General features: G+C 51.9%; 24 protein-coding genes, 1 tRNA gene and 1 pseudogene. 10 read left to right on the top strand and 16 right to left on the bottom strand.

Going from position 1 to position 23,214, the window contains the following annotated elements; translation table 11 throughout:
* The first annotated feature begins 44 nt into the window (after window positions 1-44).
* Both ACIOYV_RS19795 and ACIOYV_RS19800 read left to right on the top strand, forming a co-directional pair.
* Window positions 45-269: a DUF2188 domain-containing protein gene (locus tag ACIOYV_RS19795; protein WP_401326253.1), complete on the top strand. Its 225-nt coding sequence runs from the start codon at window positions 45-47 to the stop codon at window positions 267-269.
* 651 nt (window positions 270-920) lie between these two features.
* Window positions 921-1,163 carry a hypothetical protein gene (locus ACIOYV_RS19800; protein ID WP_210700579.1) on the top strand — a complete coding sequence of 81 codons (243 nt, stop codon included), beginning with the start codon at window positions 921-923 and terminating at the stop codon, window positions 1,161-1,163.
* 361 nt (window positions 1,164-1,524) lie between these two features.
* Here ACIOYV_RS19800 and ACIOYV_RS19805 read toward each other — a convergent pair whose 3' ends face one another.
* Entirely contained in the window at window positions 1,525-2,301 is a 777-nt protein-coding gene (locus ACIOYV_RS19805; RefSeq protein WP_093543601.1) for an OBAP family protein, read from the bottom strand.
* A gap of 311 nt (window positions 2,302-2,612) precedes the next feature.
* Between ACIOYV_RS19805 and ACIOYV_RS19810 the strand changes: the two genes are divergently transcribed.
* The 4 genes from ACIOYV_RS19810 (at window position 2,613) to ACIOYV_RS19825 (ending at window position 5,424) form a co-directional block, all read left to right on the top strand.
* Complete coding sequence (locus ACIOYV_RS19810; RefSeq protein WP_116030782.1) at window positions 2,613-2,870, top strand: hypothetical protein; 258 nt, start codon at window positions 2,613-2,615, stop codon at window positions 2,868-2,870.
* 65 nt (window positions 2,871-2,935) lie between these two features.
* Entirely contained in the window at window positions 2,936-3,193 is a 258-nt protein-coding gene (locus ACIOYV_RS19815; protein ID WP_093543606.1) for a DUF1652 domain-containing protein, read from the top strand.
* Between the two features lie 401 nt (window positions 3,194-3,594).
* On the top strand, window positions 3,595-5,037 hold the full coding sequence (locus tag ACIOYV_RS19820) for an ATPase domain-containing protein (RefSeq protein ID WP_093543609.1): 1,443 nt from the start codon (window positions 3,595-3,597) through the stop codon (window positions 5,035-5,037).
* 24 nt (window positions 5,038-5,061) lie between these two features.
* The gene (locus ACIOYV_RS19825; RefSeq protein WP_093543612.1) at window positions 5,062-5,424 is read left to right on the top strand and encodes a response regulator; all 363 of its coding nucleotides are present in this window, start codon (window positions 5,062-5,064) and stop codon (window positions 5,422-5,424) included.
* Between the two features lie 109 nt (window positions 5,425-5,533).
* On the opposite strand, the gene ACIOYV_RS19830 is transcribed toward ACIOYV_RS19825, so the two are convergent.
* The 5 genes from ACIOYV_RS19830 to ACIOYV_RS19850 form a co-directional block, all read right to left on the bottom strand.
* The gene (locus ACIOYV_RS19830; RefSeq protein ID WP_093543615.1) at window positions 5,534-6,658 is read right to left on the bottom strand and encodes a sensor histidine kinase KdpD; all 1,125 of its coding nucleotides are present in this window, start codon (window positions 6,656-6,658) and stop codon (window positions 5,534-5,536) included.
* 328 nt (window positions 6,659-6,986) lie between these two features.
* Window positions 6,987-7,118 (bottom strand): DUF2256 domain-containing protein, encoded by a 132-nt coding sequence (locus ACIOYV_RS19835; protein ID WP_093543617.1) that lies wholly within the window; start codon window positions 7,116-7,118, stop codon window positions 6,987-6,989.
* 114 nt (window positions 7,119-7,232) lie between these two features.
* Window positions 7,233-7,781, bottom strand: a complete 549-nt coding sequence (locus tag ACIOYV_RS19840) for an SH3 domain-containing protein (RefSeq protein WP_401326261.1) — start codon at window positions 7,779-7,781, stop codon at window positions 7,233-7,235.
* 60 nt (window positions 7,782-7,841) lie between these two features.
* Window positions 7,842-8,318 carry a hypothetical protein gene (locus ACIOYV_RS19845; RefSeq protein WP_401326263.1) on the bottom strand — a complete coding sequence of 159 codons (477 nt, stop codon included), beginning with the start codon at window positions 8,316-8,318 and terminating at the stop codon, window positions 7,842-7,844.
* Window positions 8,315-8,524, bottom strand: a complete 210-nt coding sequence (locus ACIOYV_RS19850; RefSeq protein WP_322220875.1) for a hypothetical protein — start codon at window positions 8,522-8,524, stop codon at window positions 8,315-8,317. Before ACIOYV_RS19850 ends, ACIOYV_RS19845 begins: the two co-directional genes overlap by 4 nt.
* Window positions 8,525-8,709: 185 nt before the next feature.
* Here ACIOYV_RS19850 and ACIOYV_RS19855 point away from each other — a divergent pair, with 185 nt between their 5' ends.
* Window positions 8,710-8,958, top strand: a complete 249-nt coding sequence (locus ACIOYV_RS19855; protein ID WP_322220874.1) for a CsbD family protein — start codon at window positions 8,710-8,712, stop codon at window positions 8,956-8,958.
* Window positions 8,959-9,257: 299 nt separating this feature from the next.
* On the opposite strand, the pseudogene ACIOYV_RS19860 reads toward ACIOYV_RS19855, so the two are convergent.
* Both ACIOYV_RS19860 and ACIOYV_RS19865 read right to left on the bottom strand, forming a co-directional pair.
* Window positions 9,258-9,866: pseudogene (locus tag ACIOYV_RS19860) on the bottom strand (histidine phosphatase family protein); the annotation flags it as partial.
* Window positions 9,867-10,017: 151 nt separating this feature from the next.
* Entirely contained in the window at window positions 10,018-10,485 is a 468-nt protein-coding gene (locus ACIOYV_RS19865) for a helix-turn-helix domain-containing protein (RefSeq protein WP_401326266.1), read from the bottom strand.
* A gap of 297 nt (window positions 10,486-10,782) precedes the next feature.
* Here ACIOYV_RS19865 and ACIOYV_RS19870 point away from each other — a divergent pair, with 297 nt between their 5' ends.
* The 3 genes from ACIOYV_RS19870 (at window position 10,783) to ACIOYV_RS19880 (ending at window position 13,241) form a co-directional block, all read left to right on the top strand.
* Window positions 10,783-11,340, top strand: coding sequence for a hypothetical protein (locus tag ACIOYV_RS19870; protein WP_401326269.1), 558 nt, complete (start codon window positions 10,783-10,785; stop codon window positions 11,338-11,340).
* A 951-nt stretch (window positions 11,341-12,291) separates the two neighbouring features.
* On the top strand, window positions 12,292-12,693 hold the full coding sequence (locus tag ACIOYV_RS19875; RefSeq protein WP_401326272.1) for a hypothetical protein: 402 nt from the start codon (window positions 12,292-12,294) through the stop codon (window positions 12,691-12,693).
* A gap of 83 nt (window positions 12,694-12,776) precedes the next feature.
* Window positions 12,777-13,241 (top strand): hypothetical protein, encoded by a 465-nt coding sequence (locus ACIOYV_RS19880; protein ID WP_401326274.1) that lies wholly within the window; start codon window positions 12,777-12,779, stop codon window positions 13,239-13,241.
* A 544-nt stretch (window positions 13,242-13,785) separates the two neighbouring features.
* Here the strand turns inward: ACIOYV_RS19880 and ACIOYV_RS19885 are convergent.
* From ACIOYV_RS19885 to ACIOYV_RS19920, 8 genes are all read right to left on the bottom strand, one after another.
* On the bottom strand, window positions 13,786-14,136 hold the full coding sequence (locus tag ACIOYV_RS19885) for a hypothetical protein (RefSeq protein ID WP_401326277.1): 351 nt from the start codon (window positions 14,134-14,136) through the stop codon (window positions 13,786-13,788).
* Window positions 14,137-14,281: 145 nt separating this feature from the next.
* Window positions 14,282-14,839 carry a hypothetical protein gene (locus ACIOYV_RS19890; protein ID WP_401326280.1) on the bottom strand — a complete coding sequence of 186 codons (558 nt, stop codon included), beginning with the start codon at window positions 14,837-14,839 and terminating at the stop codon, window positions 14,282-14,284.
* Window positions 14,840-14,947: 108 nt separating this feature from the next.
* Complete coding sequence (locus ACIOYV_RS19895) at window positions 14,948-17,113, bottom strand: AAA family ATPase (protein ID WP_401326283.1); 2,166 nt, start codon at window positions 17,111-17,113, stop codon at window positions 14,948-14,950.
* Window positions 17,110-17,583: a hypothetical protein gene (locus tag ACIOYV_RS19900; RefSeq protein ID WP_401326286.1), complete on the bottom strand. Its 474-nt coding sequence runs from the start codon at window positions 17,581-17,583 to the stop codon at window positions 17,110-17,112. The genes ACIOYV_RS19895 and ACIOYV_RS19900 overlap by 4 nt, the downstream gene beginning before the upstream one ends.
* Entirely contained in the window at window positions 17,570-18,238 is a 669-nt protein-coding gene (locus tag ACIOYV_RS19905) for a hypothetical protein (RefSeq protein ID WP_401326288.1), read from the bottom strand. The genes ACIOYV_RS19900 and ACIOYV_RS19905 overlap by 14 nt, the downstream gene beginning before the upstream one ends.
* Window positions 18,235-21,471 (bottom strand): hypothetical protein, encoded by a 3,237-nt coding sequence (locus ACIOYV_RS19910; RefSeq protein WP_401326291.1) that lies wholly within the window; start codon window positions 21,469-21,471, stop codon window positions 18,235-18,237. Before ACIOYV_RS19910 ends, ACIOYV_RS19905 begins: the two co-directional genes overlap by 4 nt.
* Window positions 21,464-22,879, bottom strand: coding sequence for a tyrosine-type recombinase/integrase (locus tag ACIOYV_RS19915; protein WP_401326294.1), 1,416 nt, complete (start codon window positions 22,877-22,879; stop codon window positions 21,464-21,466). The genes ACIOYV_RS19910 and ACIOYV_RS19915 overlap by 8 nt, the downstream gene beginning before the upstream one ends.
* A gap of 163 nt (window positions 22,880-23,042) precedes the next feature.
* Window positions 23,043-23,119 (bottom strand) — tRNA-Ile (locus tag ACIOYV_RS19920).
* Window positions 23,120-23,214: the final 95 nt, after the last annotated feature.

Raw genomic sequence — 23,214 nt, forward strand, 5'->3', positions numbered from 1 at the left:
GTCAACCTTCTAGCTGTTGTTGATTAATCATGTCGAGGTGATCCATGGATAACTACCACATCACAAAAAAAGAAAGCGCTTGGGGGCTTGTCAAAGAGGGCGCGCAACGTGCTTCCAAAACGGCCCCTACGAAAGCGGAAATCACTGAAATAGCCAGCGAATTTCTGCAAGGTAAAACAGCCTCTCTGAAAATCCACAAAGAGGATGGGACGATTCAAGAGGAACGTACCTTTCCTCGTGCCGCCGACCCTAGGAAAACAAAAGGCTGATTCGAATCCAAATTAATGGGCGGCTGCGAAGTAGACTTTCGATCCTTATCAAAGAAGGCAGTTTTACCAGAAGTTCGCTTTCCGATCCCGCCTGCGCGTGTCTAACCACAGGGACTCTTCAATGGTAATTGCATGTCTAGGATGGGGATCCCTGATTTGGAAACCCGTAGCATTACCGCTCGCAAGCAAATGGTTTTTGGATGGGCCCGATTTGCCCATCGAATTTGCGCGAGTCGGTGATGGTGGAGAGCTCGCGACGGCGATCTGCGCGAATGCGCATCCTTGCACCGTTCTCTGGGCAGTGTTGCATGTAGAAAACCTTAAAGAGGCATGCGAGGCCTTGCGTGTCCGAGAGCAAATTCCAGAGGACAGGGAGGATGGAATCGGTGTTTTTACCACCAGTAGCTCCCCAGTGGGAGTAATCGCCGAATGGGCACTCCTTCACCAATTGGACGCAGTCATTTGGACTGCACTGCCGCCCAAGTTCGAAGACATTGAAGGTTTGATCCCAACTGTTGATGACGCCGTTTCATATCTTGCTGGTTTGAGTGCAGATGCGCAGGAGCACGCGCGGGACTACATTAGGCGGGTGCCCGCTCAGATCGATACGTCCTATCGAAGGGTGATCAATTCAAGGCTTGGGTGGCATCAATGAGTGCACAAAGCCAAGCTCAAATCGGCGCCATCTTTGATCAGCTGTTGGCTCTGCGAGAGAGCGTCAACCTTCTTCAGCAGATGGAGGATGAAAGAGTAGGTACGCTTCGTGGCCACCAGACCGTGGATGTGGACGGCGCTTTCCTGTTGGTTTTTCAGAAGCTTCAAGACAACATCGCCGATATGGAGGAGGCTTTGGCCACCATTGCGGAAGCCACAGGCGATGCACCGAAGTTCTAGCGGATGGTCATTGAGGCAAAATTACATGCCATAACGATCTTCCCTGACCAACCTAGCTTCATAAACCTATTGCGAGCTTAGCCAAATCTCCATTTTCTGCGGCCTACCTAACCCTGGAATGTTGGGTCTCCCAGATTAAGGATCGCGAGCAATCTCTATCTTTGTTCCAAGGGTGGCAACCACTCAGCTAGCTATAAATCCCGTAAGCGCGTGGCAGTGGTCGCCATGGCCATCTCGTTGAACGTACACGGACGCAGTGCCAGAGCTGCCCCATCTATCACCCTAGACGGAACCTGTGACTGGTTTTTCCGGCAGTGCTGACTCGCGAAAAGTCCAAAGGCTAGCCAGTCAGCTTGATGATTCAGTGCAGATGCTCATTGCCAGTCGGATCTTCGATTTGAAAGCCCTTTCCATTGCGCCAAGCATCAGCACCTGGATCTATAGGTGGGATAGGGATGGCGGCACGGGCGTTCTTTTTCCGAGAGCTATCGACGCCAAATCTTTTGTCCCGGTCGGTTACCAGTTGCTGGTTGATCTGGCCATCAGCTGTGAATCCCATCATCAGTTGCGGTACGCCTAGCGGTAACTCTTTGTTGAGGTCGGTGTGCCACGTATGCCAAGTCTTGCCATAGGTATGGATGAGCTTTTCCATAAGCGCATGTTCTGCAACGTCCGGAATGCCAGGAGCAATCAGTTGGCCCGACTTCACTTCATGAACATGGCTGTGCCAAAGCGCTTTTTCAGCGTTCGGCAATTTAGCAAATAGCTGCTCATCGATGATGTATTCCACCCCCATGAGCTTCGCATCCTTGCGATTTCCATCATAGATCACGCACTGGATCACCTGCTCATTGAGAATGGAGCAATAGTGATGAGCCTCCATTTGAGCCTCGGGATGGCCACTGTAAAAATGGAAACCATCCAGGTAGGCATTGAGTTCATCGATGGGCGGGCGCGATTGAAGTAGAGCGGCACCGGTATCCAGTGCGCGCGTAGTGGCTGTCTTTTCCTCACCCGGTGCAACGACATAGGACGGCGTAGTGTTAACGGCGCACGCAGTCAGCAAGCCGAGGCCGGTCAGAATCAAGGATGGTCTGAGGGCGGTGAAAAATTTTCGCTGGTTATTACCTCTAATCATTGCGCAGATCTTCCGTCCCTTTAGCTTCCAGGCGTCGATTACAAACGACCATTGCCTTGGTTACCGATGCCCATGTACCTAGATAGAAAGCGCTTAAGGGCTGGCGTTCAAATCAATTGTCACTGCGGCCTCTTTTGGCGTGAGCCTCGCCCTGCCTGATCCTAAAGAGAAGGGGTTGGTGTAGGTCTAGCTTCGACACCATGAGTCCTCAAGGGAAGCAATATGGAGACATCGACTACCGCACGTCGTGTAAGGGGAAACCCTCAATGCGTACGGGCATCCATTGTTCATATCACTGTGGAGATTTGATCATGAACGACGACCCGAAGGTGGAGGCCTTTTCCACTTGGCATGAGTTGCTTGTGAATCCGGAAGCCCGAATGGGGGCGCAGGATCAATACGACGAATTACTGCGCTTAGCTGACAATTTTCGAGAGAAGGGAATCATCGGTACGGAAGAGAGGAAAATTTTAATACAGGTGGCCACGTTGGCTTATACGCGCTCTGTGGAAGATCTGAGTCGTGGAGATTTGTCGCCGGCTTCGAGACAACCTTCGAAACGAATTTAGATTTATAAGTTTTATCCTCATCTCAAATCGCTATGAGCGTAAGGATTAATGTAGAGGGATTTCACATGCTTTCACACTTGGAACTAAGACACATTATTGAGACAGCATTCCTGCCTGCCAAATGCATTTGCTCCATATTCGCGGACAATCGCATGACTGTTCAGTTGCTCGACGCCAGTACGGAAAGGGAACAGCTTACGGTCGTCGGTTTAGATTCGACCAAGCTGGTCAACAGCCATGCAATCGCAACCTTGGTGGCCGAGTTGAAAGAAGAGGCAAGAATCAGGCGCACGGCCCACTGCAAAACGTACACGCGAGTCTAATTCAGGTTGTAAAGTAGCAGCGGTGTGTCGCGCAGGATTCAACTCGCAGCGCTGATCTGCGCGTTCACGGCATCCTATGATTCCGCAGCTATGCATTGGCGCGATGGTGTACCGCCCTTGGAGGCTACTGAATGACGTCCAAGGCTTGCATTTACGGCGCTTTCTTTGCTCAAAATATCCAGCGGTTGGACTCCACTGAAGAGTCCGTGATGGCGGATGTAGATCCGTTTGCCCATCGCTTCGATCAACGGTTTCGTTGTCCCCAGTACCAATGGAATTCACGTATCAGAAAATATTTCTCCTCTCATCTAGGGTCTGAAAGTGAGATAGCTCCCACGTGAAAATGGAGTTAGCATTCACGTATTCGGCTTCAACAGCCTGTTTCAGATCAGGGTCGCAATGTGGAAACGCTAAATCGCCTTCAAAGCGGAATCGAAGGACTGGATGCTCTGCTCAAGGGAGGTCTGGTCTCAGGCTCTTCCTATATTATTCAGGGTCGTCCGGGGTCTGGTAAAACCATCTTGGCCAATCAATTGGGGTTCCATCATGCCCGAAATGGTGGCCGAGTTTTGGTCGCTACATTGCTTGCCGAGTCCCATGATCGCCTTTTCCAATTTCTTTCGACATTGAGCTTTTTCGATGCGTCCATGGTGGGGGCTGAAATCCAGTTTGTCAGCGCCTTCGACACCCTGGAGAATGAGGGGCTCGATGAAGTAGTAAAGTTGCTGCGACGCGAGATCAGCCGCCAGAAAGCTACTGTGATGGTGGTGGATGGATTGCTCAATGCGCGCTCCAAGGCCGACTCCCCCATCGACACCAAGAAATTTATCTCCGAGCTTCAAGGCCATGCCGCTTTCGCCGGCTGTACTGTGTTGTTCCTGACCAGTTCCCGGCTAGATGACGGCAGCCCTGAGCACACAATGGTCGACGGCGTCATTGAAATGGGCGAAGAGCTGTATGGCACTCGCTCCGTGCGCCGCATCCAACTTCGCAAGACTCGCGGTAGCGGGGCCCTGACCGGGCTTCATGAGTGTGAGATCAACGACCACGGCTTGGTGGTCTATCCACGCTTGGAGACCCTTTACAGTCGCCCTTCGTCAAATGACAGCGCCGATATGACGCGCATCGCCAGTGGTGTTGCCTCATTGGACATCATTCTCGGCGGCGGATTGTACAGTTCCAGCGTTACGCTACTCATGGGGCCCTCCGGAATCGGTAAAACAACCTTGGGCCTTAAGTTTCTAAGCGAGTCGACCGTTGATGCCCCTGGACTTCATTTTGGCTTCTATGAAAGCCCAGAGCGTTTGCGCCTAAAGGGTCAATCGCTTGGGATCGACATCAAAGGAATGGAACGAAGCGGTGCGCTGAGTATTGCTTGGCAACCCACCACCGAAGGCCTGCTGGATGGCTTGGGCGCACGGCTGTTAAGTTTGGTTGAGGAAAAAGGAATCAAGCGTTTGTTCATCGATAGCCTGAGCGGCATGACGCGGGTTTCGACGAACCCTGCGCGAATCACAGACTTCTACAGTGCTTTGATGAACGAGTTGCGATCCAGGGGGGTAACTGTGTTGGCCTCATGGGAGATGCGAGATTTATTCGGCTCCGAGGTCAGCGCTCCGAACTCCGATCTGTCCAGCATCGTTGACAACCTCATACTCATGCGCTTCTTCGAGAATTACTCTGAACTAAGCAGAACAATTTCAATTCTTAAAGTACGAGATAGCTCTTATGACCCCTCGCGATTCGAGGTCGTCATCCGTGACCAAGACGTTGACCTGAAAAAGGCTTCAAGAAATGAACCGCCAGTTTCTAATCACTCAGCGCTGCCTGGTTCTACGTCCTAAGTCTTGGATTCGGGTTGAATTGACATGACCACCATCTTGGTCGTCGACGACGAGTATTTGATCGCAGATATTCTTGGCTATGCGCTGGAGGACGAGGGCTTCATGGTCGTGAAAGCCAGCAATGGGCAGAAAGGGCTTGAGGTACTGGAGCGCGAGCGACCATCACTGATCATTACGGACTTCATGATGCCCGTCATGGATGGTCTCGAGTTCGCCACAGCCGTGCGAGCCTTACCTTCCGTAAGTCACCTGCCGATTATCTTGATGAGCGGCGCACAAGCACACATCGGCATGCAGAGGTCTGACTTGTTCAATGCCGTACTGGCCAAGCCATTCAAGATTGATTTGATGATCGCTGAAGTCAGGAGCCTTTTGGCCCCTGCTTGATTATCAACTCTTAACGGTGTCGATAATCCGGGTTTTGACCAAAGCTATCGATAGACAGCAAAGCAAATAATATAGATTTCTCGTCGGGCACAATTCTGAGCGTTGGTCATCAGCCAACGGGCAATACGACGCGGAAAAGCGTTCCTTTCTCCAACGTCGATTCGACCTCGATGGTTCCTCCATGGCCTTCTACAATCTGAGCCGCGATGAACAGCCCCAAGCCGAGCCCTGAAGATACTCCTTTATCATTATTGGAATGTCGGGAATAGCGACCCTCCGGATCGAAAAGAGTGGATAGCACACTGGAGGGAATCGGTTCACCATAATTTTGCACGCTAAAAAACGTACTGGTGCTTTCAACGCCCAATGAGACATTGATAGGCTGCTGAGAATCGCCATGGCGCACGGCGTTACCAATGAGATTTGAGAAGGCTTGAGCAATGCGCTGGGGGTCGTAATGGCCCTTTAGTGGGCCTGGCTTGTTGAAAAGGATTTTCGCGTTGGGATGGGCAATTGAGAGTTCATCGACGACAGATTTACAAATGGACGCGAGATCGGCGTTTTCCGGTCGTACCGGGATGCCGGTGCCAAGGTTGCAGCGTGCCAGGTCGAGCAGGTCGTTCACCATCTGGTTGGCGTTTTGGGCACTGAGGGAAATCTGGGAAATTAATCTTTTCCCATGGCTACCCAATTCTTCACTCTGCCTCAGCAGATCGGCGCCCAGAGTCACAGCGCCTAATGGAGTGCGCAAGTCGTGGCCCAATACACCTAGGACTGTCTTTCGCGTTTTCTCTGCCGCTATACCATAAGCGGTGACTGCCTCTACAAGCGCTTGATCTACAGCCTCGTTGAATTGAATCATGTCCTCAACTTGATGGTCTTCACCCGCGTACCCTTGAGCCAGCCAAAGTCTAAGTACACTCGAACGGAGGGCGCGATATTCGGAGACCATCTGATCAAGCGTGAAACCCGCCATAAGGCGAGTCTGCGCGTGAACTTGGGCTGCGGTGACATCCTCAGGAGTGGCCTCCAGCTTTTGAGGTTCGACACCCTGTGGCAGCGGAGAATGCGTCCTCCGCATATCACTCGCTACATTCCTCAAAATGTACTCTGCATGATCCCTCAATCCACGCGAGTCCATCGGCGGCATCGGTGTATCTACGGATCTGGCAAATTGTTCCCAGGCTTGCAGAATAAGCTCAAGATTTTTGAGGATAAAATCTGAAAGTCGCATAGTGATCCTATGAGGAGCTTTTGTAATTCAAAGTAGCAGCCCGATAATATTGGCACACTGAATCAGATCAGCGGGTCTTCCTTGAGGTGATAACGCCGACCAGAGGGGCCGCTTTCTCTTAACCTGTAAGCTGGACGGCGCTAACCTGCGCCCCTGGTCATTGCATTCGGAAGAATACCGAGCGGGGATGCAGGGGGCAATAAAGGCAAAAAGCCGTAACGCCTTTGCAATTTTATTTATAAAGAATGATGTGTCATTTGAGGGTATAGGTTTGAACCTCTCGTAATGGTTTCTCAGGGAATACCAACCCCTCCAGGAATTTTTTTGTTCAGCTTTTGCTGCGCCGGCAGCGCTCCGAGCAGTAGCGAACCTCCTCCCAGCAGCGTGCCCATTTCTTTCTCCACGTAAAGGGAAGGCCGCAGGTAAGGCAGATTTTCACGGGAAGTTCACTCTTTTTCACAGCAGCCCCAAGCTGATCTGCACCGCTGGGTTAGCCGATACGTTGCCTGGCCGAGAAGTAACCGGCGGTACGTAATTGAAGGCTGTACCCATGTGTGCCGTCATAGACATGGAATCAAACGCCGTAGCGTTTGTTTCCTCCAGAAGTGATGCAGTACCTACCCCCCCTCGGCCCAATACAGACGTTTCCAGAAGAGCAAGGGCAAGATGATCCATAACTTGAAGCCGGCCTAGGGATCTGCTGAGGAGTCGGTCGCGCTGTACGGACTGGTTCCGGCTTGGAAGTTGCGTAGCAGCTCGCTCCGTCACAAAGGCTTTTGGACGATAGCCATTTGGCTGGCTGGCCGTCCATGCTGATGCGAACCCAGTCATTTTTCTTTTCGAATACTTGTACCCTGTCGCCGCGCTTCAGGGTCGAGATGACTTCCCCTCCCGGCTGGTTCCGCAGGTTCAGCTTCCCCGCGTTTACGAACTGATCGACTGGAGGGATTTGTGCTGGCGGGGCCGCTGGTAATGGAGCAGAAGCTAACGTGTTCGGCGTGTTCGGCGTGGTCTGTTGGCTAAGCGGTGCTGTAGTCGGGGGCATGTCTTTTTTCCCCATGGCCCAGAGGGCTGCGAACAGAATGAGGAGCGGGATAAACCATGACTGAGATTTTTTACGCATATCCGTTGCCCTCGTTCAGCTCGCCCCAGGGCGTCTGTTTTCCATAGTGCGGCAGTGTCGCTACTGCGAGCTTAGCCAAACCTCCAATTTGTGCAGCCTGCCAACCGTGAAGAGCTTGGGTTTTGCCGCGTCCAGTATCTCGAGTAGTCGTTGTTTCTCTGATGGGGATGGGAACCACTCATTAATCACAACATTGCAGTGCTCGGACTCGCTCAGTGTCCACTTCGCGATCATGTCGGCGGTGGCTCGATAGTGATCCGCCATGTAGAGCTGCCGACCTTCTACAGACCAGCCAAGCCTCGCCATATGCTCAGTGACGTCAACGATGCCTTCGTCGCTGAAAAAACTGGTAGTGTCAGGATAGTGAATGCCTGCGAGCGAAACCTTGGCTACGCCAGACTCTCGGTCGAAGTACGATAGGAAATGCCACCCACCTGTAGTGCTTCCTGGATGCGGGAAATTGATGGCGGCCTTTCCAGTGATGTAGTGCGGACGGGAAACGCGTTTGAGATCAAAATCAAATAGCGGCTGAGTCATGGGAGCCTGCTGAGACGCGCAAAGCCCTGTTTTATGTGGCCTGCGTTCTCGCCGATTGCCTCCAAGGCGCCCCGGACGTTATCTCCTACATCCGCATGACCGTGCGCTTCTACGTGGAGGGTCAACTCCATTATTGCTGCCTCCAAGGCGAGCTGGTTTTGATACATCCTTTCCAGAACGTCTGACAGGGAGTATTCACTCGGCATTTATGTGGGCTCCTTAAAAAATCAACATCGCGAGTCATGGGTGACGAGTAGACGCTTTCCTGACATTCCCTACAGCTCATCATCATTGAACTAATCATCAGACGCACGCCCCTAAAGTCGTGTTGGTAGCCACTCGACCAAGTCTGTATGGAACTCCCCTCTCACACACGAAGGTCTGATGAATCATGAAGAGCGAACAAGTAGAAGGTGTAGCAGAAAAGCTGGCCGGCAAGGCGCAGAGCGCAGTCGGGAAACTAATTGGTGATTCGAAGATGGAAGCTGAAGGTGCGGGCCATCAAGCAGCTGGTCAGATGACTAAAACCTACGGCGATACACTGGACAGCGTATCTACGTTCTTGAAGGAAAAACCGGTCGCCGCACTCGCGATAGGTGCTGCAGCGCTGATCCTGATAAATCGCATTTTTCGTCGTTGAATGTGTAGGAGGTGTTTCCAGCAAGGTGACACCTCTTGCTAATGTCACTCCCCGCACTCCCGCTACAGTTTTCTATCAGAAGGGCGTGGGGATGATAGGCGTAAAGCCGCTTTTGCCTCCTGCAACCGTTGCTCAGCGTACATAGCCGGATCATCCTCTGGCAGAGGATAGCCTGCAGCTGCGAGAGCTTCAGCGCGCTCTTCAATGAGCAGGCGCTCAGGATCACGAACCGCTTGGTAGGCTCTGCCTGATACGCCCCAAGCGGCGTCCATTCGTGGCTCCTCAGGGGCTGACCGGCTGACTCTCCAACCGGCTTCGTCGGGTTCTTTCGAAAGCAGGCACTCACCGCAGTTGGGCACGTGGTTTGCGATCTCGTACTTACGCCAGTCCACCATAGCATCGCCATCAATGCCGAGCGGTTTGCGCTCGATCAGCCACGCTACGGCATTGATAAGTTGCCCATGCGAAAACACTACGATGTCATGAGCAGGATGCTCTGCGAGTCGATCCAAGAAAGACTGAGCCCGAGATATAAAGTCCAGGAAAGACTCGGCACCTTCACCATCCGTGAATGCGGGGTCTGCTTTGGCCCAATATGCTTCCACCCAATCTCGCCTCTGAGCAACGGTCGTGTTGATACACCGTGCGGGCTCAAGGTAGGTGAACTCTTGGATAGGCCATATTTCAAACGGCACTGAAGGGAAAGCAGCCACTGTCTGCATCGCAGTTGCTTGAGCTCTGGAAAACGGAGAAGCAACAATCAGGTCTGGGGACTTGGTGAATGACCCGGCCACTAGGCGCGCTTGTTCTACACCTTTAGGCGTAAGAGGGATGCTCGCGTGATCCGAACTGGCTTCTCCAGCGTTCGCGGCGCTTTCCCCGTGGCGAATCAGTCTGACGTGCTTCATCGACCAAATACCCCCACTATTTCAGCCATCCGAAGCTGCTCTCTACGTTATGGCCAACACCACAAGTGCTTACCCTTGCCCAAGGATACACCGTAGCCACGAGCACAAAAGACATCACGTAAAGAAAGAGGGATCGCGATAGCCTGGAGGTTTATGTATTCCAATACTTCTGAACGGTAGTCCGAGCAATTCCGAGCTTTTCCGCGATTGTTTTCCTGTCGAAACCTTGCGCTTTCAAGGCTCGTATTGAGTCCGCATTGAGGGGCTGCTTAGGCTTTCCCTGGGAGCGCTTGATGAGCTTTCCATCACTGAATTGCTCCTCTACTAACTGCCACCCTCCAGAAATTTCGAATTCCCTGATTCGCAGGGCAGTACGTTGCAAAGCCTCGGAAGGAAGTTCGTCACCCTGCGCAGCAATGGCAAGAGTGACCATAGTCAAAAGATCGAGGCCTAGGTAGTCAGAGATCTCGTCCAGTTTCTCCAACGTCGCATTCGCTCGGGCCTGCTCAAGCTTCCCCACGTACGTTCTGTGCGTTGCCCCCGCCAACTCTTCGTAATCCAACCCCTGATGAGCACGAGCTCCACGCAACGCCCCTGCCAGTGCTTCTTTCAGATGCATGAGACGGATCCTCAAAAGCGAGGATAGAGCCACGCGGAGCATGTTCCGATAAACAGATCATAGTGATATTATCGTGTCATAAGGTTCATTAGGCGGTCTTCGACCAGGGCGTCACGGTGTCAGAAGAGTTGGTTTGATCAGGAGAGCGGGCTAGTGGGACATGGCTCGGTTGCCTTGAAGCGAGCCGCTCTATAAAGCGTGCATTGAAGCCGCCGCGTGCCCACCTGCAACCATGATCGAAGGCTTCCTGGCATGAGCCGAATGCGATTTTTTGACCGAAGGCAGGGATAGGTAGTAATGAAATTTGATTGCGTGAAGTTTTCTGGGACAGTCGATTACGTTCGGCATACGGATCGTATAAGTGGCGGTTATAAGGCTAATGTCAGTATTGATGGGGCAGTGATACCGAAATTACAGCTGACGAATAAGTTTTACGAAGAACTGGAAGCTGGCGAAAACGTGACGTTGTACGGCGTTTTTAAAAATAAAAGTAAAAAAGAAGAAAACGATGGCTTTATATATGGACTTCAGAAAGAGAGTGGCGAAAAAATGTTCGCGACTCACTACAGGTATCAAGTTTCTATTTTTATGGCATTTACGGCTGCCATAGCTTTTTGCCTGACGTTCGTTGCAGGCTGGTGTGCATCAATATTTCCAGTGCTGATGATCTTTGGCAAAGATGATCCGAATTACATGTATAACACTACTGTATTTGCGACAATTGAAGCGAGTATGGTCGCTGCTTTTTTCCTGTGGCGGGCTTGGATAATGTTCAGCGTTACGGCGGATCCAGAAAGCTGGGAAACCATTGAGCCAGCGACCCTTTCGAGCCGCTTTAGCAAGTTTCATAAGTAACACGCCTGTCGGGGGTGGGGTACGTGCAACGCTTGCTCCACTTGCTTCAGAGCGCGGCAAGATCCAGGTTCGCTGGGCAATGCCGCCTGACTAGCAGATGGAGTCGTGGGCAGTAGGAGAGCGAATTAGTGAACAGTGGTAGGGAGCTACCGGGGGAAGAGTGCGGAATCTGATAGCCTTAACGAGGAACAACCTGCATGAGCTCGAAGCAATCGAGCGCCTCGCCTCGACGCTTGGTGCCGACCGCTTCTGTGTTCTGGCATTGCAGATCGCTCACGAATACCCGATCAAGATCGAGGAGTCCTATCAATCTGTACGTAAACTGCAGCACAGCTCGGTCATTGGCATGAGCTCCGCCCCCTTTGAGGCGCTACGCTCTGTATGCGAAGTCATTATTGAGCGAGCTCCTGAGCTGCTGCGGATACTCTCATATCGCAATCGACATGAGAGTCGTACGACTATTCCCCATGGACTTTGGCTAGCTCTCCTAGACTGGGCTAATGGAGACATGTCTCAGATCGACGCTGTCTGATCGCATGGATTGATGGGCGCTGGGTTCGAAGATCTTTGCCACGTTCCACGATTGATCGCTGACAACAAGGTTGTTGGGAGCTTAGTCGCATACAGAAGGGAAGCACGCCCTCGCTGGCAGTATGCAAGGGGGAGGAACAGACTCAAGCCCATTGATCGCGGCAATTGTAGGTTTCAGTGCTCGGCAGACCAAATATGGCCTCTTTGTTTTTTCATCGTTGAGATACTGGCTGTCTAAGGTAAGGGATGACTATGGCCCGAGTCTAAGGATCTTGGCCTGTGGGCAAGCGGAGCGCGCAGGCGTGCTGGATGAAAGCCCGTAGGGCCGAGACGTGGCTCGCCACGGCTCGGTTCACGCCAGCCATCCGCCGGAGGCGGCACGCCAAAACCACCGCCCAGCCGTGTCAAAAGGAGGCTGAAATGACCTGCGATTTACTCCGCGAACGAGAGAGGACTAGGCGAAGGGTTCTGTGGGCGCTTGCCAGCTTCCATCCTGGTGATCCGAATGCCTCCGAACTCCTCACCATCCTTGATAGCCTCGACGTCCAAGAGCGAAACGATACCCTCTGTAGCGATAAGCCACTCGAACTCATTGAGGTTCGTAACTCTGTCTCGGTGATGCGTCATAACTCCGTAGTCGACATCATCTTGGAGCGTGATATCCCGCAGCCCTGGCGCGAACGCTTTCTGCAAGCGAGCATCGGATCAACCAGAGTCACTGATGGGCCCTACGCGACAGACTGGGATAAATTTCTGACTGAATGGGAGCGTGAGATGCAGCATCTGAAAAATCACCGAGCTGCACAGGCTCCTACCAGCTAGAGCGGCTGGTTCGAGCTATGGCGGCGCAAGCACACCAGTAGGTGATACCGCTGAAAATCGTAGCCTCAAACAGGAGCAGCAAGGTGGAACGACCTTCTTTTTTCATTGATTTTGAAGCTTCTGGAATAGCTCCTGACAGTTATCCGATTGAAGTTGCCGTCGTGTCGAGTGAGACCTCCTTCAGTTCGCTTATCAAGCCAGTCCGGTACTGGACGCACTGGTCGTTCGATGCGCAAGACATGCACGGTCTCACTCAGGATCATTTGCTTAAGGAAGGTGATAACCCAGATGCTGTAGCGAGAAATATGAATCAGCTGTTTTCAGGCCAGGTGCTTTGCAGTGATTCACCTCAGGACGGTTTTTGGCTAGATGTGCTCTACGAGGCAGCAGATCTGATACCTACCTTCGAGTTGAAGCCTTTAGAGGTGTTGGTGGGTAGGGAGGCGGCTAGTGACATTTATCGCCTACTGCCAACAACCAGGCAGCACCGAGCTTTGAATGACGCAACTGCTTTCATGAGCGCCTGCCGTGCTTTTTTTGAAGCTTGAGCTCTCGAAGGGGTAGAGCCCATTGGGCTTTGGATCTAGCTCAGCCTGAGTGTCCGCTCGAACCGAAGGCAGGTGTTCACGCGGCTAAATAGCACGGTAAGCGGAGCGCGCAGGCGTGTGGGATGGAAGCCCGAAGGGCCGAGAGGCCGGCGCTTGCGCCAAGGCTCGGTTTACGACATCCCCTCCCCGAAGGGGCGCGCACCAACGCCAGGCCGTATGAACTGGAGACGAAGAACATTCTGCGAGGATGTGCCGATGGGAATGAAGAACGATGACGACATAGTGTACTGCGACGTTCAAATGTCCTTAACTCAGGGTCGTGAGCTGTTGCAACTGGTGAGCACATTGAGAGACTCAAAGGCCCATCCGACTCTGGACAGGGTTTTTGAGCTCATGCAGTACGAGCTGAGCACATCAATAGACATCATCGAGGATCCCCCCACTTGGGGCCCATGGTGCAAGTAATCCTGATGCCCCTCCCTTACCACGAAACGTTCGAGATCAGACCATACCCACGCATGGCAGCATTTCAAAAGAGGGGCCGTCAATATCCCAATGTGTCCTTGGTCTGCTTGCAGGTTCCCAGACGACCACGAACCTGACCAGTCAACATATGTGTCTGCATGGACTGATAGGCTTTGGTCGAACCGTACTGCTTCTTCACGACATCGAGCTTGTTCTTCGCTTCGGTCATCTGAGTCACGCAGTCATTGATATCCCTCTTCGAGAGAGTCCGCGTGCCCGCCTGATTGGGCGTACCTTGGGGTCGATTCTCGTACAGCTTCTGTGCCTCATTTAAGCTTGCCAGTGCAGCCGCCTCATCCTCACTGCTCGCTGCCCATACCGCGCCACATATCACTATCGCGACCATTCCTGCGACACACTGCTTGATCAATGGAATCTCCCTTTTGTCATTGCTGGGCTCTGCCTTAGTGCTTGTGCAGTCAACAAGTGGCTAACGGCACACGGTGATTATCCTTCCCCAGGGATGCTTTGGGAATGTTGGTTTGTCAGACTCATGGAAGGCAACTCTACGGCTATCAGAGCTCCGCATTCCAGGCATCCATAGCCTCGCTCACAGTCGCGTACCACTGGAGATCACCGAGCTGTAGGGCATTCGCAATGTTCCTGTTGGTATTGCCGTCGACCCAAGTCGGGAGGCTCTCTGTAGCCCCTGTGAACATGCTGGCCGTCGCGACCGAGTATCCACCGGTACTCGTAGACTTGAGGCACACGTACCGCACCACAGCGCCACTCAGCAACCGACGCCAGGTCACCACCTCTATACAGTCCGTGGCGCTCACCGGAGCCTCTACGATGGGACTCACTAACGGTTCCACCTGGGCATCTTCCGCTGCTCTGAATGATCGGTTAGGCGCTTCTGGCCTGTGAACGAGATGCTTCAACTCCTCACGCGAGGCGACTATCTGGTCGCGCAGCTCTTCGGGGTCGATAGACATGCCGCCCCGGTCGGTGACCGAGAGGGTCTTCAGGCCGTTCGCTGCCAAGATGAACTGGCGTTCTCGCGCTTTCTCCCAATCAGGGCGACGGTCGGGGTTGATGAGGCTCCAAAGGCTTGTGAACAGCTTCAATAACATTCTCTTACCTTAAGGCGTTGGGCACGGATCCTTCGATCATACAAGGAGGGTAAGGCGCCTGAAGAGAAGCCCTGCCCAATATTGTCGGGCTAACGAGCAATTTGATATTCAAATCGAGAAACCAACACAGAGCGTGTCGCTTCGGTTTGGGCGAGTTACCCCCAGTTGCATGATGTCCTGGGTGCTTAGGATCAAGGCCAGCCGCTTAGATCGTGAGACGGCTGTGTACAACATGCTTCGTTCCACAAATTCGCTTTGACTCAGAGTGCAAAGGATCGACGTCTCGTACTCGCTGCCTTGCGCCTTATGAATGGATATGGCGTAGGCAAGCTTCATCCCCATGACGAACAAGTCCATCCTGGACAGGGTAACTTCGAACCCATTGAAGAAAAACACACCTGAAGTCTGGCCATCGATTGACGTAACGCCAGTCATGATCCCGGTGTTGCCGTTGAACAGATTATGCTCGTAGCTATTCTGGGTGACGATGACGGGGTCGTTAACTCGCAGCCAGTATTTGCCCATCCAGATGCCTTGCGTCTCGTCTGTATGCTGGAGGGCGCTTTGCAGATGTTTGTTTATCTTGTGCCCGGAATCCGGCATGCGATCAGACATGTGTGGCGTCAGGATCTGAGCGTCAGGGATGATCTGCTTGATCTTCGCGAGGTGTGTCAGCATGTCCTGCGTGTTTGTGCAGGGGATCAGATAAACCCCATCGCGCTCGCCATTCCAGAATGGCAAGGTATCCAGATGACCAGATCTAATATTCATGGCGATGTTCTGAAGGTGACTGTTGCCGATAGACCTGTGAACCTTGATCAGGTGGGTCGACGGTATTGCCTTCGATTTGGCCAGTGCATGGAAGAAGATTCCATAACCAACCGGTGATAGCTGACCGGTATCGCCTACTAGCAAGAGGGACAGTTCTTTCTTCGCGAAGGCATTCAGCAGTTTCAGCATCAAGGCGATGTCTACCATGCTGGATTCATCGATGATTACCAGAGGGTCGCCTCCAGTGCTGATCCCTGAGCTTGCGGTGCTGATTTTGATCAAGAAGCTGTGGATCGTGTAGGTGTCTCGGCCTATGGACTCCTTGGCGCGCTCCTTGGCTTTTCCGCTCAGTGCTAAGACATGCACAGGGCGGTTCTGAGAGGCTATATCAACGATGGCTTTCAGCACGGTTGTCTTGCCCGTACCGCCGAATCCAGTCAACGTGCTGATGCGATTAGTAAGCGCCATCAGCACTGCGTTTTTCTGGTCTCGGGTGAGTGAGTGTCCAAGCGCGCTCTCACTGTGTGCACAGTAATCTTCAATCGCTTGCTCCAGTTTCTGCGGAGAACCGTGAAGCAATGAGGCCTGAGCGGACAATAGACTCGCGACACGCTGCTCAAGTTTACTTTCGACAAGGGCCGCTCCCAGTGGCTGGATAAGCGTCGTCCCTTGATGCTTCTTAACGCATACAGCACGCCTTTGTAGGGCGCAGTCGATAGCTTGGTCTACCAGTCTGGCGGATGGAAGCTTCTGCATCAGGGCGGCTTTTAGCTCTTCTATTTCGTATGCGGTATGGCCCTGATCCAAGCGCACATAGAGCAAATTCTCCACAAGGCCGGCCAGCCTGCGTGGGTCATCACGAGGTATGCCTAGCTTGGCTGCTGCGGCGTCTACGATTTTCCACATGTTCGGGTGGATGCCTTGAAACGCAATGAGGCTGTACGGATTAAGCTTCAGGCGCTCTACCGTATCCGTCTGGCAAACCTTGAGAATGCTTCTGGCGAGCCCAGGGTCGAAGTCGTGCTCCATGAGAAACTCAATCGTTGAAATCTCATCCTGCAGTGTCCTCCAGGCATCCACGACCTTTTGGGCGAGATCGGGATTAATCAATTCCCCCAGGTGGCTGACCCTACCTGCACTCAATGCCTGAGCAAGATTTTCTGCGCCAAATGCCCTGACCAGTTTCGAGACTTTCGCTTTGCCGAATGACAGCCCGCGAAATGCAGGGTGCTTTACCAGCAATCGTTCCACATATGCCGCTATGGGCAGGTTTACGATGTGGCAGCTTTCGATCAGAACGAAATCCCTGTATTGATCCCGCCCTGTGATCGAACCTTTGAACCGCCAGCATTCACCGGGTTGAGGAATGCGGGTGATGACTTTATAGCTTGCTCTGCATGTGTGAATTTTGTTTTGGCCAATGATGCGCCCGGAAAAGACGGCACCGCCAAAACTGCCTGGCTTCACCGAGCTCACCTGGATTATGCTCGACAGATTGCTCATAGGATGAATGACCGCCCTGAGTCGATCATCAAGTCCTGCTGGCTACTGATTTCTTGCGCAGATGTCCGGAGTAACCGTAGCTCGGCAGAGAGTCGCTCAACTTGCCCGCGAAGCAGTTCGTTTTCCTTCGACTTTTGCTCAAGCATTACTCGCAACCGACTCGCTTCGCGACTTTTCGAATCTGCCACATCAACCGCCAGAGACTCAGGGTCTTTGGCCGCAAAAAACTCACTGCCTATGCGGTGAATGTCGTTCGCGATGACCTGTTCCAGGGTCTGGCCCTGGGAGCAAAAGACCTTCTTTGCGCTTTCAGAAAACCACTGCCTACGATTACCACATTCATCAGCGATTTTGCTGAAGTTGACGGCGCCAAACTGATTCACAGGGAATTTTTTTCCAGCCTGTTCAAGCTGCAGCACGTAGTCCCTGTAGCGGTCGTACGGAGAGCGCTTCTGATCACTTGTGTCCATGGCTTTTCTCTTTCGCTTTCAACCACAGAATGAACGGCTCAACCACCTCTGTTGGCACGAGTCCCTCCCTAGGTTCAAGGTCGTCAAAACTGCAGCAAATCTTTTTAGCCTGCATGTCAACCGTAAACATCCCATCACTTGCATCGAGCACCAACTTGAGGGCCCGGCAGGTTTTGTCAAACTTCGCCATGAATCCTTGATCCACATGCGTTGTGTCCGGCAGGGTTACTGGCTGAGCACCATGGCTACGGAGGGCTGAGCGCAGAGCTTCGACCTCCTTCCTCAGTTTCTCTGTCTCAGCTTGAAGTTGGTCTGCTCGCTGAACGGCCAGCTTTCCGACAAGCTTGTCCTTCTTGGACTCCATGTTTCCAGCAGCATCCCAGTGCTTGAAGAATATTGGCCCGAGCAGAGTCCAATAGTCAGTGCTCTGTACCAAGGTTCTGTAGCCAATCTTCTTTTCGTTTACGGGAAGCCCATCGTTGTAAAGTTCGGCGCAGAATCTTGAGTAAGGCGTAACCCCATCGAATGATGCTTTTCCTACGAAAGACTTCAGCTTAGGGATTACTTCGTCTTTAATTCGGGAAATTCTATAGTCGCGGTTCAGCTTTTGAGAGCCTGCAAAGCGGTTTTGGCCCTTTTTCGCACCTTTGCTCATGCAGGAACACCTCCTGGGCTCGAAATTAGCTTCAGGATTGCAGTAGGTCGCTCCAAGGCCATGGGCTTACTCATTGCATCATTCAAATCATGCAGTGAAAGACCCAGAACTTCACACGTAGACCGAATCAGGCCCCTAAATTCATCGATCAACGTGAATCCTGTAGGAGCTTCTTGCAGCATACGGTTAAAGTCCCCAGTGAATGCAAGGAGCTTGTTTCTTGCCACTTTAACCTGCTTGTCTAACTGTGGAGTGAAATACTCCGCATGCGACTTGGCTTCTGCAGTGCGAGCAATCAGGTTAGAAAGCGAGTCTTTCTTGAGCTCTAAGCGCTCCAGGTGCTCTGAGACGATTTCAGGTTTCTCTACCAGGAAGCTCTCACGCGTTTTGATTTCATTATGCATTTGCTCGAGGCAGTGAGCAGTAACGCTCCATGAAATGATCTCTGCGGCGAGGAATTTGCGACGATTGGCTTTTGGCACAAGGCTTTCAGGCGATGCTCCATTCCTTTTAGACTCAGCGATATAGGCCTCCAGCTCGCTACACTCGTCAGTTAGCACGCGAATGTGACCGTATATCCTTGGCAGGTGGTCGACAGTTTTGACCGAGTAATAGCAGCCCCCGCACGGCATACTTATCCCAGGAATGGCACCCAGGTCTTTAACGACGTCCGCTGGGCAGCGATTACCAAATGGGCAGATATGAGTGGGCATGAAGGCCAGCGAGTCGATGGGGCGCTGCCTTGTCTCCCTGACACCCGAAACCACATCATCCTTGGTCTCACGGTCAAATGAGATCGCACCGAAGTCAATCAGAGACTTATCCTTGTCTCGCCGGAAAGCCTGCTGAAGCTTCGATGCAACGTCTTCTGCTTTGATGTTAGACATTGCTGGGCGGTCAACTAGCCATCCATGCTCAATACTCAATTTTTGATACTGGGCAACCGATTTCAGGTATGCAGGGTCAACTTTTGCGTAATACATTACATGTTCATCACTGGCATGGCCGGTAATAAATGCGCCGATGATGTGTGGCGGCAAAATTGGGATGTATTCAGATACAACTGATACTCGGCAGGAGTGCGGGGTGTGTTCGATTAATTTGCAGGCCTGTCCCTCAAGTTTGATCACGGTGAGATAGTCGTGAGGATCATCAATAGATTCCAGATCCCCCACAGCCTCTGGCATTGCGTTCGTCGCCTCAATGCCCAGCTGAAACCTGCAGAACAAGTCGAAAGAATAAATTAGCCTTTTGAAATATTTCGCATAGGCCTCCGGAGTCAGCACGCCAGGACTTGTTCCCTTCGGAAATAGCGTGATGATTTTGCCATGCTCATTTTCTTCATGGTAGTCATACCAGGTTTCGACATCCATTGCGGGATCGTTAAACCAAGGGATCATGGATTTTTGACGATCCAGCAGTTCAATTACCGTCTTCGAAACAGTAGCGTCCCAGGGGCCGTTTACTTTGTCAGTGTTGATGCGTAACTTGCAAAGCGGAGGCAGGGGTCTTGAACGATCAATTCGCATATCATAGGTTCGCCTCTCTAGCCAACGTATGTGAATACTACGAACCCCTGTCTCCAGTGCGATGATATTATGTCTGATGTAATTGAGCTGAGGATAGAACACCCACTTCCCTTCGCGTTCAACCGAGTGTTCAATAATTGGCACGACGAACCTTGGAAGAAGTCGCAGCGCCTCATACTTCATGGGGCGATTATCTTCGGATTTAGGCTGCGAAGCGTCAAATGATGGGTTCCGGTAGAACACAATTGGAACGTACCCAAGTTTTTCAGTTTGAACGATTTTTTGGGTATTGTTCCAGTCCTTTGTTTCAATATCAGCCCTGAATTTTTTGTCGAATAGGTTTATTTGTTCGTGATATACCCTTTCGGCTAGGTGAGTTGTGAAAGACTCTATCGCGTAGCAGTATTGTAGAAGGTATGGGAAATGCTCAGAATGAAATGCAGGCTTATTAGAGCTATTCCTTCTTCGCACGATGGGAAAATCGAGCTCAAGTATGGGGCAAACAAAACCAGAAAGTTTCTCGTCGGCGCTCGAGTGAGCCGTCAAGTAGTTGAAGAAGCTGGTGACGTGGTACATGATCTGCTGGATCGTTGAGTTTGACCTGCCTCGGCGAAGAAAAGTGAGGAAGCCTATGTATCCATCGCCTTCCATGTGCGTCCGATTAAGCTCACTTGGGTGAGGAGGAAGCAATCCCGTGGCAGTAGGGTATTCGCCAAACAACCAGGTATTCAGAACTGAGAAGCTCTTGCTGTAAGCGTCGAAAGACTTAATTCCCCGAGACTTTTGTAAGCCGGTGTATTTGTCCTGATATTTCAACCACGACTCGACACTTTCCTTGTGCTCATCAGGATAGTCATATTCGCCAGAGGCCAGAGCTTTTCTACTGGCGTGCAAATCATTTTTAGGGCGGACGGCGGCCTGGCTACATCTGTCAGAATACAGCCTCTGAACATAGTTCCAAAACGCGGCTGGGGCGATGGGGTACTGGAACCAGTCAACGTCATTTCTTCGCGTTAAGACCAAGTGGTCGGCGAGGTCAGCGATGTCATCTGGATTGATGTCTTCGATTCTATGCCAGTCTGTGCAACGAATCATGCGCCATGCGTACCATCCAAAGTTTTTGACGGCACTAGGCTTCATTACGGAGGTAATGTCCGGAATGTCTTCGTAGGGAACATGCGAGACAAACGGTTTGCTCACAAATGCAAGCACCTCGGTATAGGATGCTGCAGCAAACTCATAGAAGTTGGTTCCTTCGTCCTGATTGTGAACCGTGGGCTTCCTTAGGTCAGCCGGGAGCAGGACAGCTCGCTCCTGCCAGAGAAAGTGAAGAATTAAGACGCAGTCTTTACTCAGCCTCTCCAAGGAAGACTTGTTGAGCCAGTCAATAGAGGCCTTCGGAACGACCTGCTTCGCAATTTCTATCGGTGCAGTTTTTTTCGTGCAAGCTAAAGCATTACGCACCCACACTTCATCATAAATAGGTGCATTCGACACGTTCAGGTGGTCATCAAACAGGCGCACGATGGACGCGTTGTAATATTCGTTACGAGCGCCGCTTGTTACCTTACTTGGAGAGATATAGTTCGTGCCAAACAGCTCTTTGCAGACGCAAGCCTTGGCTTTCGTGATCGCCTCTTTAATGGAGCTATCAAGAGGCGCTCCAGTTTTGATAATCTGAATATCCTTAGTCAGGTTAATCATGCTGCGTCCCTTGAATGCGATTCGCCTCGTCCTTCAATACTTCGAGCTGGCGCAGATAAAATTCCTCGCGAATTGTGGTAAAGGAGGCATCGCCTCTTTGCATGACGTACTGGTTAGCATGTTGAATGTATGCTTCGATGATGTCGGTGTCGTGCTTCGCGTACTTCATCGTGGATGTAACGCTGGCATGGCCCATCAGGATCTTCACGTAGGTAATGGGTAGGCCAGGAAGGGTTTGACCAGGAACCGGCATGTAATTAAGCGTGTAGGTTCCGTACATATGCCTCAGAGAGTGAGTGCTGATGCCTGTGACGTCCGGCAAGCCTGCCTTCAAGGAGTATTTCTTAAAGGTTTTGTCACGGCTGCTCCTGTCGCTTGCGAAGAAGGGCCTGCCGTCAGTGTTTTGGAATAAGAAATCATGTCCAACGCTAGAGTTGTATTCTAGGGTCAGGTACTTCTCAAGGTTCTCCCAGAATATTTTAGCGAATGGTTCAATCATGAAGGTCACCTCGGTCTCCCGACCTTTCCAGGAGAGAAGCTTATGCTCTTCTTCAGTAATACCAGGCGCTTTCCTCGCAAAGGGGTCGCGTAGGAACACTGCAAAATCGTCATCATCGATGTCAGACATTCGAACTTGTAGCGCCTCGCTTGTACGCGAACCTGTCGCGGCAAGTAGGGCGTATAGCGTCATATCCCTGTAAAATGTCGTGGACTTTGCAGGCTTGGCCTGTCTGAGAAAGTCGACGGATCGTTCTATAGGGAATGGGAGGATCTTGAACGGCTGCTTGTCGTTTTTCCTGTTCCTACGCCCTGCTTTAGCAAACAGCTTATCTTGCTTGCGTTTAGGCAAAACTGAGTTAAGCGAGCCACGAATGACTGCTGCCATCCACGAATTGGCCTTGTGGGCCGAAACCTCATAATGGCTTCGATATTCGGCCCGGCTCGAGTAGAACCGATTGAAAAGATGGTCAGGTGTTGTGATGTTTTTTGACTCGGCTACTTCAAGAAACCACCGGATAGATGATTCTATGGACTCTGCGATTGAGTTTTGACCTGTGAGCCGCGTCTTCCCCAGGCTATAAGCCAGCGTCTTCGCTATCGGGTTCGTGGCGTCTGTACCGAAGAGGAGATAAACCTGATAGCTGTAGATGACGGTCTCGATAGTGACCTCGACATCTGCAGGAAATTGGGTCTTCGTCGCCTCATACACGTAGTCGATGAAGCGGCCAACGTGCTCCGAGTAGAGCTTATCGGTGTTTACGGCATAGCCCCTACGTGCCAGCCAAGTTGTGTAGTCGGTGAACGGTTTGAACTCGCGTGCCTCGTCGGACATGCCAGGGTCGAGATGAAGCAGGATGTAGTTAGCCTCGCTCGTAACGGGCGCTTCGACCAAGATGAAGTTTTTCATGAGCTCTTATTCCAAATACCACACCCTATTAGCTTTGGGTGTCGCACTTGCCTTTGTCAAGGAAAAAGGCTCAAGTGGGTGAATCAGGCCAACGCAGAAAGCTCCGTCAGCATGGCCGTTGGCCGTCTGCGGAGTGCGCTAAGTGCTTGATTGTAAGGGGAGATGGGGCCACCGGCGGGAATCGAACCCGCGACCCACCGATTATGAGTCGGTTGCTCTAACCAATTGAGCTACAGTGGCGCTGAGAAGGTGCAAAGCTATCAAAAATCAGGTTCAAATGCCACACCAACATTCGTACCACATAAGAACCTACGACCAAGGGATTATGAGTCCCC

Source organism: Pseudomonas sp. NPDC087342 (assembly GCF_044744265.1).
In the GTDB taxonomy this organism is placed as follows: Bacteria; Pseudomonadota; Gammaproteobacteria; order Pseudomonadales; family Pseudomonadaceae; genus Aquipseudomonas; species Aquipseudomonas nunensis.

Bases quoted from the DNA above. Each gene is read 5' to 3' on its own strand.
- ACIOYV_RS19890 (WP_401326280.1), bottom strand. From the start codon at position 14,839: ATGTTATTGAAGCTGTTCACAAGCCTTTGGAGCCTCATCAACCCCGAC.
- ACIOYV_RS19910 (WP_401326291.1), bottom strand. From the start codon at position 21,471: ATGATTAACCTGACTAAGGATATTCAGATTATCAAAACTGGAGCGCCT.
- ACIOYV_RS19900 (WP_401326286.1), bottom strand. From the start codon at position 17,583: ATGGACACAAGTGATCAGAAGCGCTCTCCGTACGACCGCTACAGGGAC.
- ACIOYV_RS19800 (WP_210700579.1), top strand. From the start codon at position 921: ATGAGTGCACAAAGCCAAGCTCAAATCGGCGCCATCTTTGATCAGCTG.
- ACIOYV_RS19870 (WP_401326269.1), top strand. From the start codon at position 10,783: ATGAAATTTGATTGCGTGAAGTTTTCTGGGACAGTCGATTACGTTCGG.
- ACIOYV_RS19915 (WP_401326294.1), bottom strand. From the start codon at position 22,879: ATGAAAAACTTCATCTTGGTCGAAGCGCCCGTTACGAGCGAGGCTAAC.
- ACIOYV_RS19895 (WP_401326283.1), bottom strand. From the start codon at position 17,113: ATGAGCAATCTGTCGAGCATAATCCAGGTGAGCTCGGTGAAGCCAGGC.
- ACIOYV_RS19905 (WP_401326288.1), bottom strand. From the start codon at position 18,238: ATGAGCAAAGGTGCGAAAAAGGGCCAAAACCGCTTTGCAGGCTCTCAA.
- ACIOYV_RS19795 (WP_401326253.1), top strand. From the start codon at position 45: ATGGATAACTACCACATCACAAAAAAAGAAAGCGCTTGGGGGCTTGTC.
- ACIOYV_RS19855 (WP_322220874.1), top strand. From the start codon at position 8,710: ATGAAGAGCGAACAAGTAGAAGGTGTAGCAGAAAAGCTGGCCGGCAAG.
- ACIOYV_RS19825 (WP_093543612.1), top strand. From the start codon at position 5,062: ATGACCACCATCTTGGTCGTCGACGACGAGTATTTGATCGCAGATATT.
- ACIOYV_RS19865 (WP_401326266.1), bottom strand. From the start codon at position 10,485: ATGCATCTGAAAGAAGCACTGGCAGGGGCGTTGCGTGGAGCTCGTGCT.
- ACIOYV_RS19875 (WP_401326272.1), top strand. From the start codon at position 12,292: ATGACCTGCGATTTACTCCGCGAACGAGAGAGGACTAGGCGAAGGGTT.
- ACIOYV_RS19810 (WP_116030782.1), top strand. From the start codon at position 2,613: ATGAACGACGACCCGAAGGTGGAGGCCTTTTCCACTTGGCATGAGTTG.
- ACIOYV_RS19840 (WP_401326261.1), bottom strand. From the start codon at position 7,781: ATGCGTAAAAAATCTCAGTCATGGTTTATCCCGCTCCTCATTCTGTTC.
- ACIOYV_RS19805 (WP_093543601.1), bottom strand. From the start codon at position 2,301: ATGATTAGAGGTAATAACCAGCGAAAATTTTTCACCGCCCTCAGACCA.
- ACIOYV_RS19845 (WP_401326263.1), bottom strand. From the start codon at position 8,318: ATGACTCAGCCGCTATTTGATTTTGATCTCAAACGCGTTTCCCGTCCG.
- ACIOYV_RS19850 (WP_322220875.1), bottom strand. From the start codon at position 8,524: ATGCCGAGTGAATACTCCCTGTCAGACGTTCTGGAAAGGATGTATCAA.
- ACIOYV_RS19830 (WP_093543615.1), bottom strand. From the start codon at position 6,658: ATGCGACTTTCAGATTTTATCCTCAAAAATCTTGAGCTTATTCTGCAA.
- ACIOYV_RS19815 (WP_093543606.1), top strand. From the start codon at position 2,936: ATGCTTTCACACTTGGAACTAAGACACATTATTGAGACAGCATTCCTG.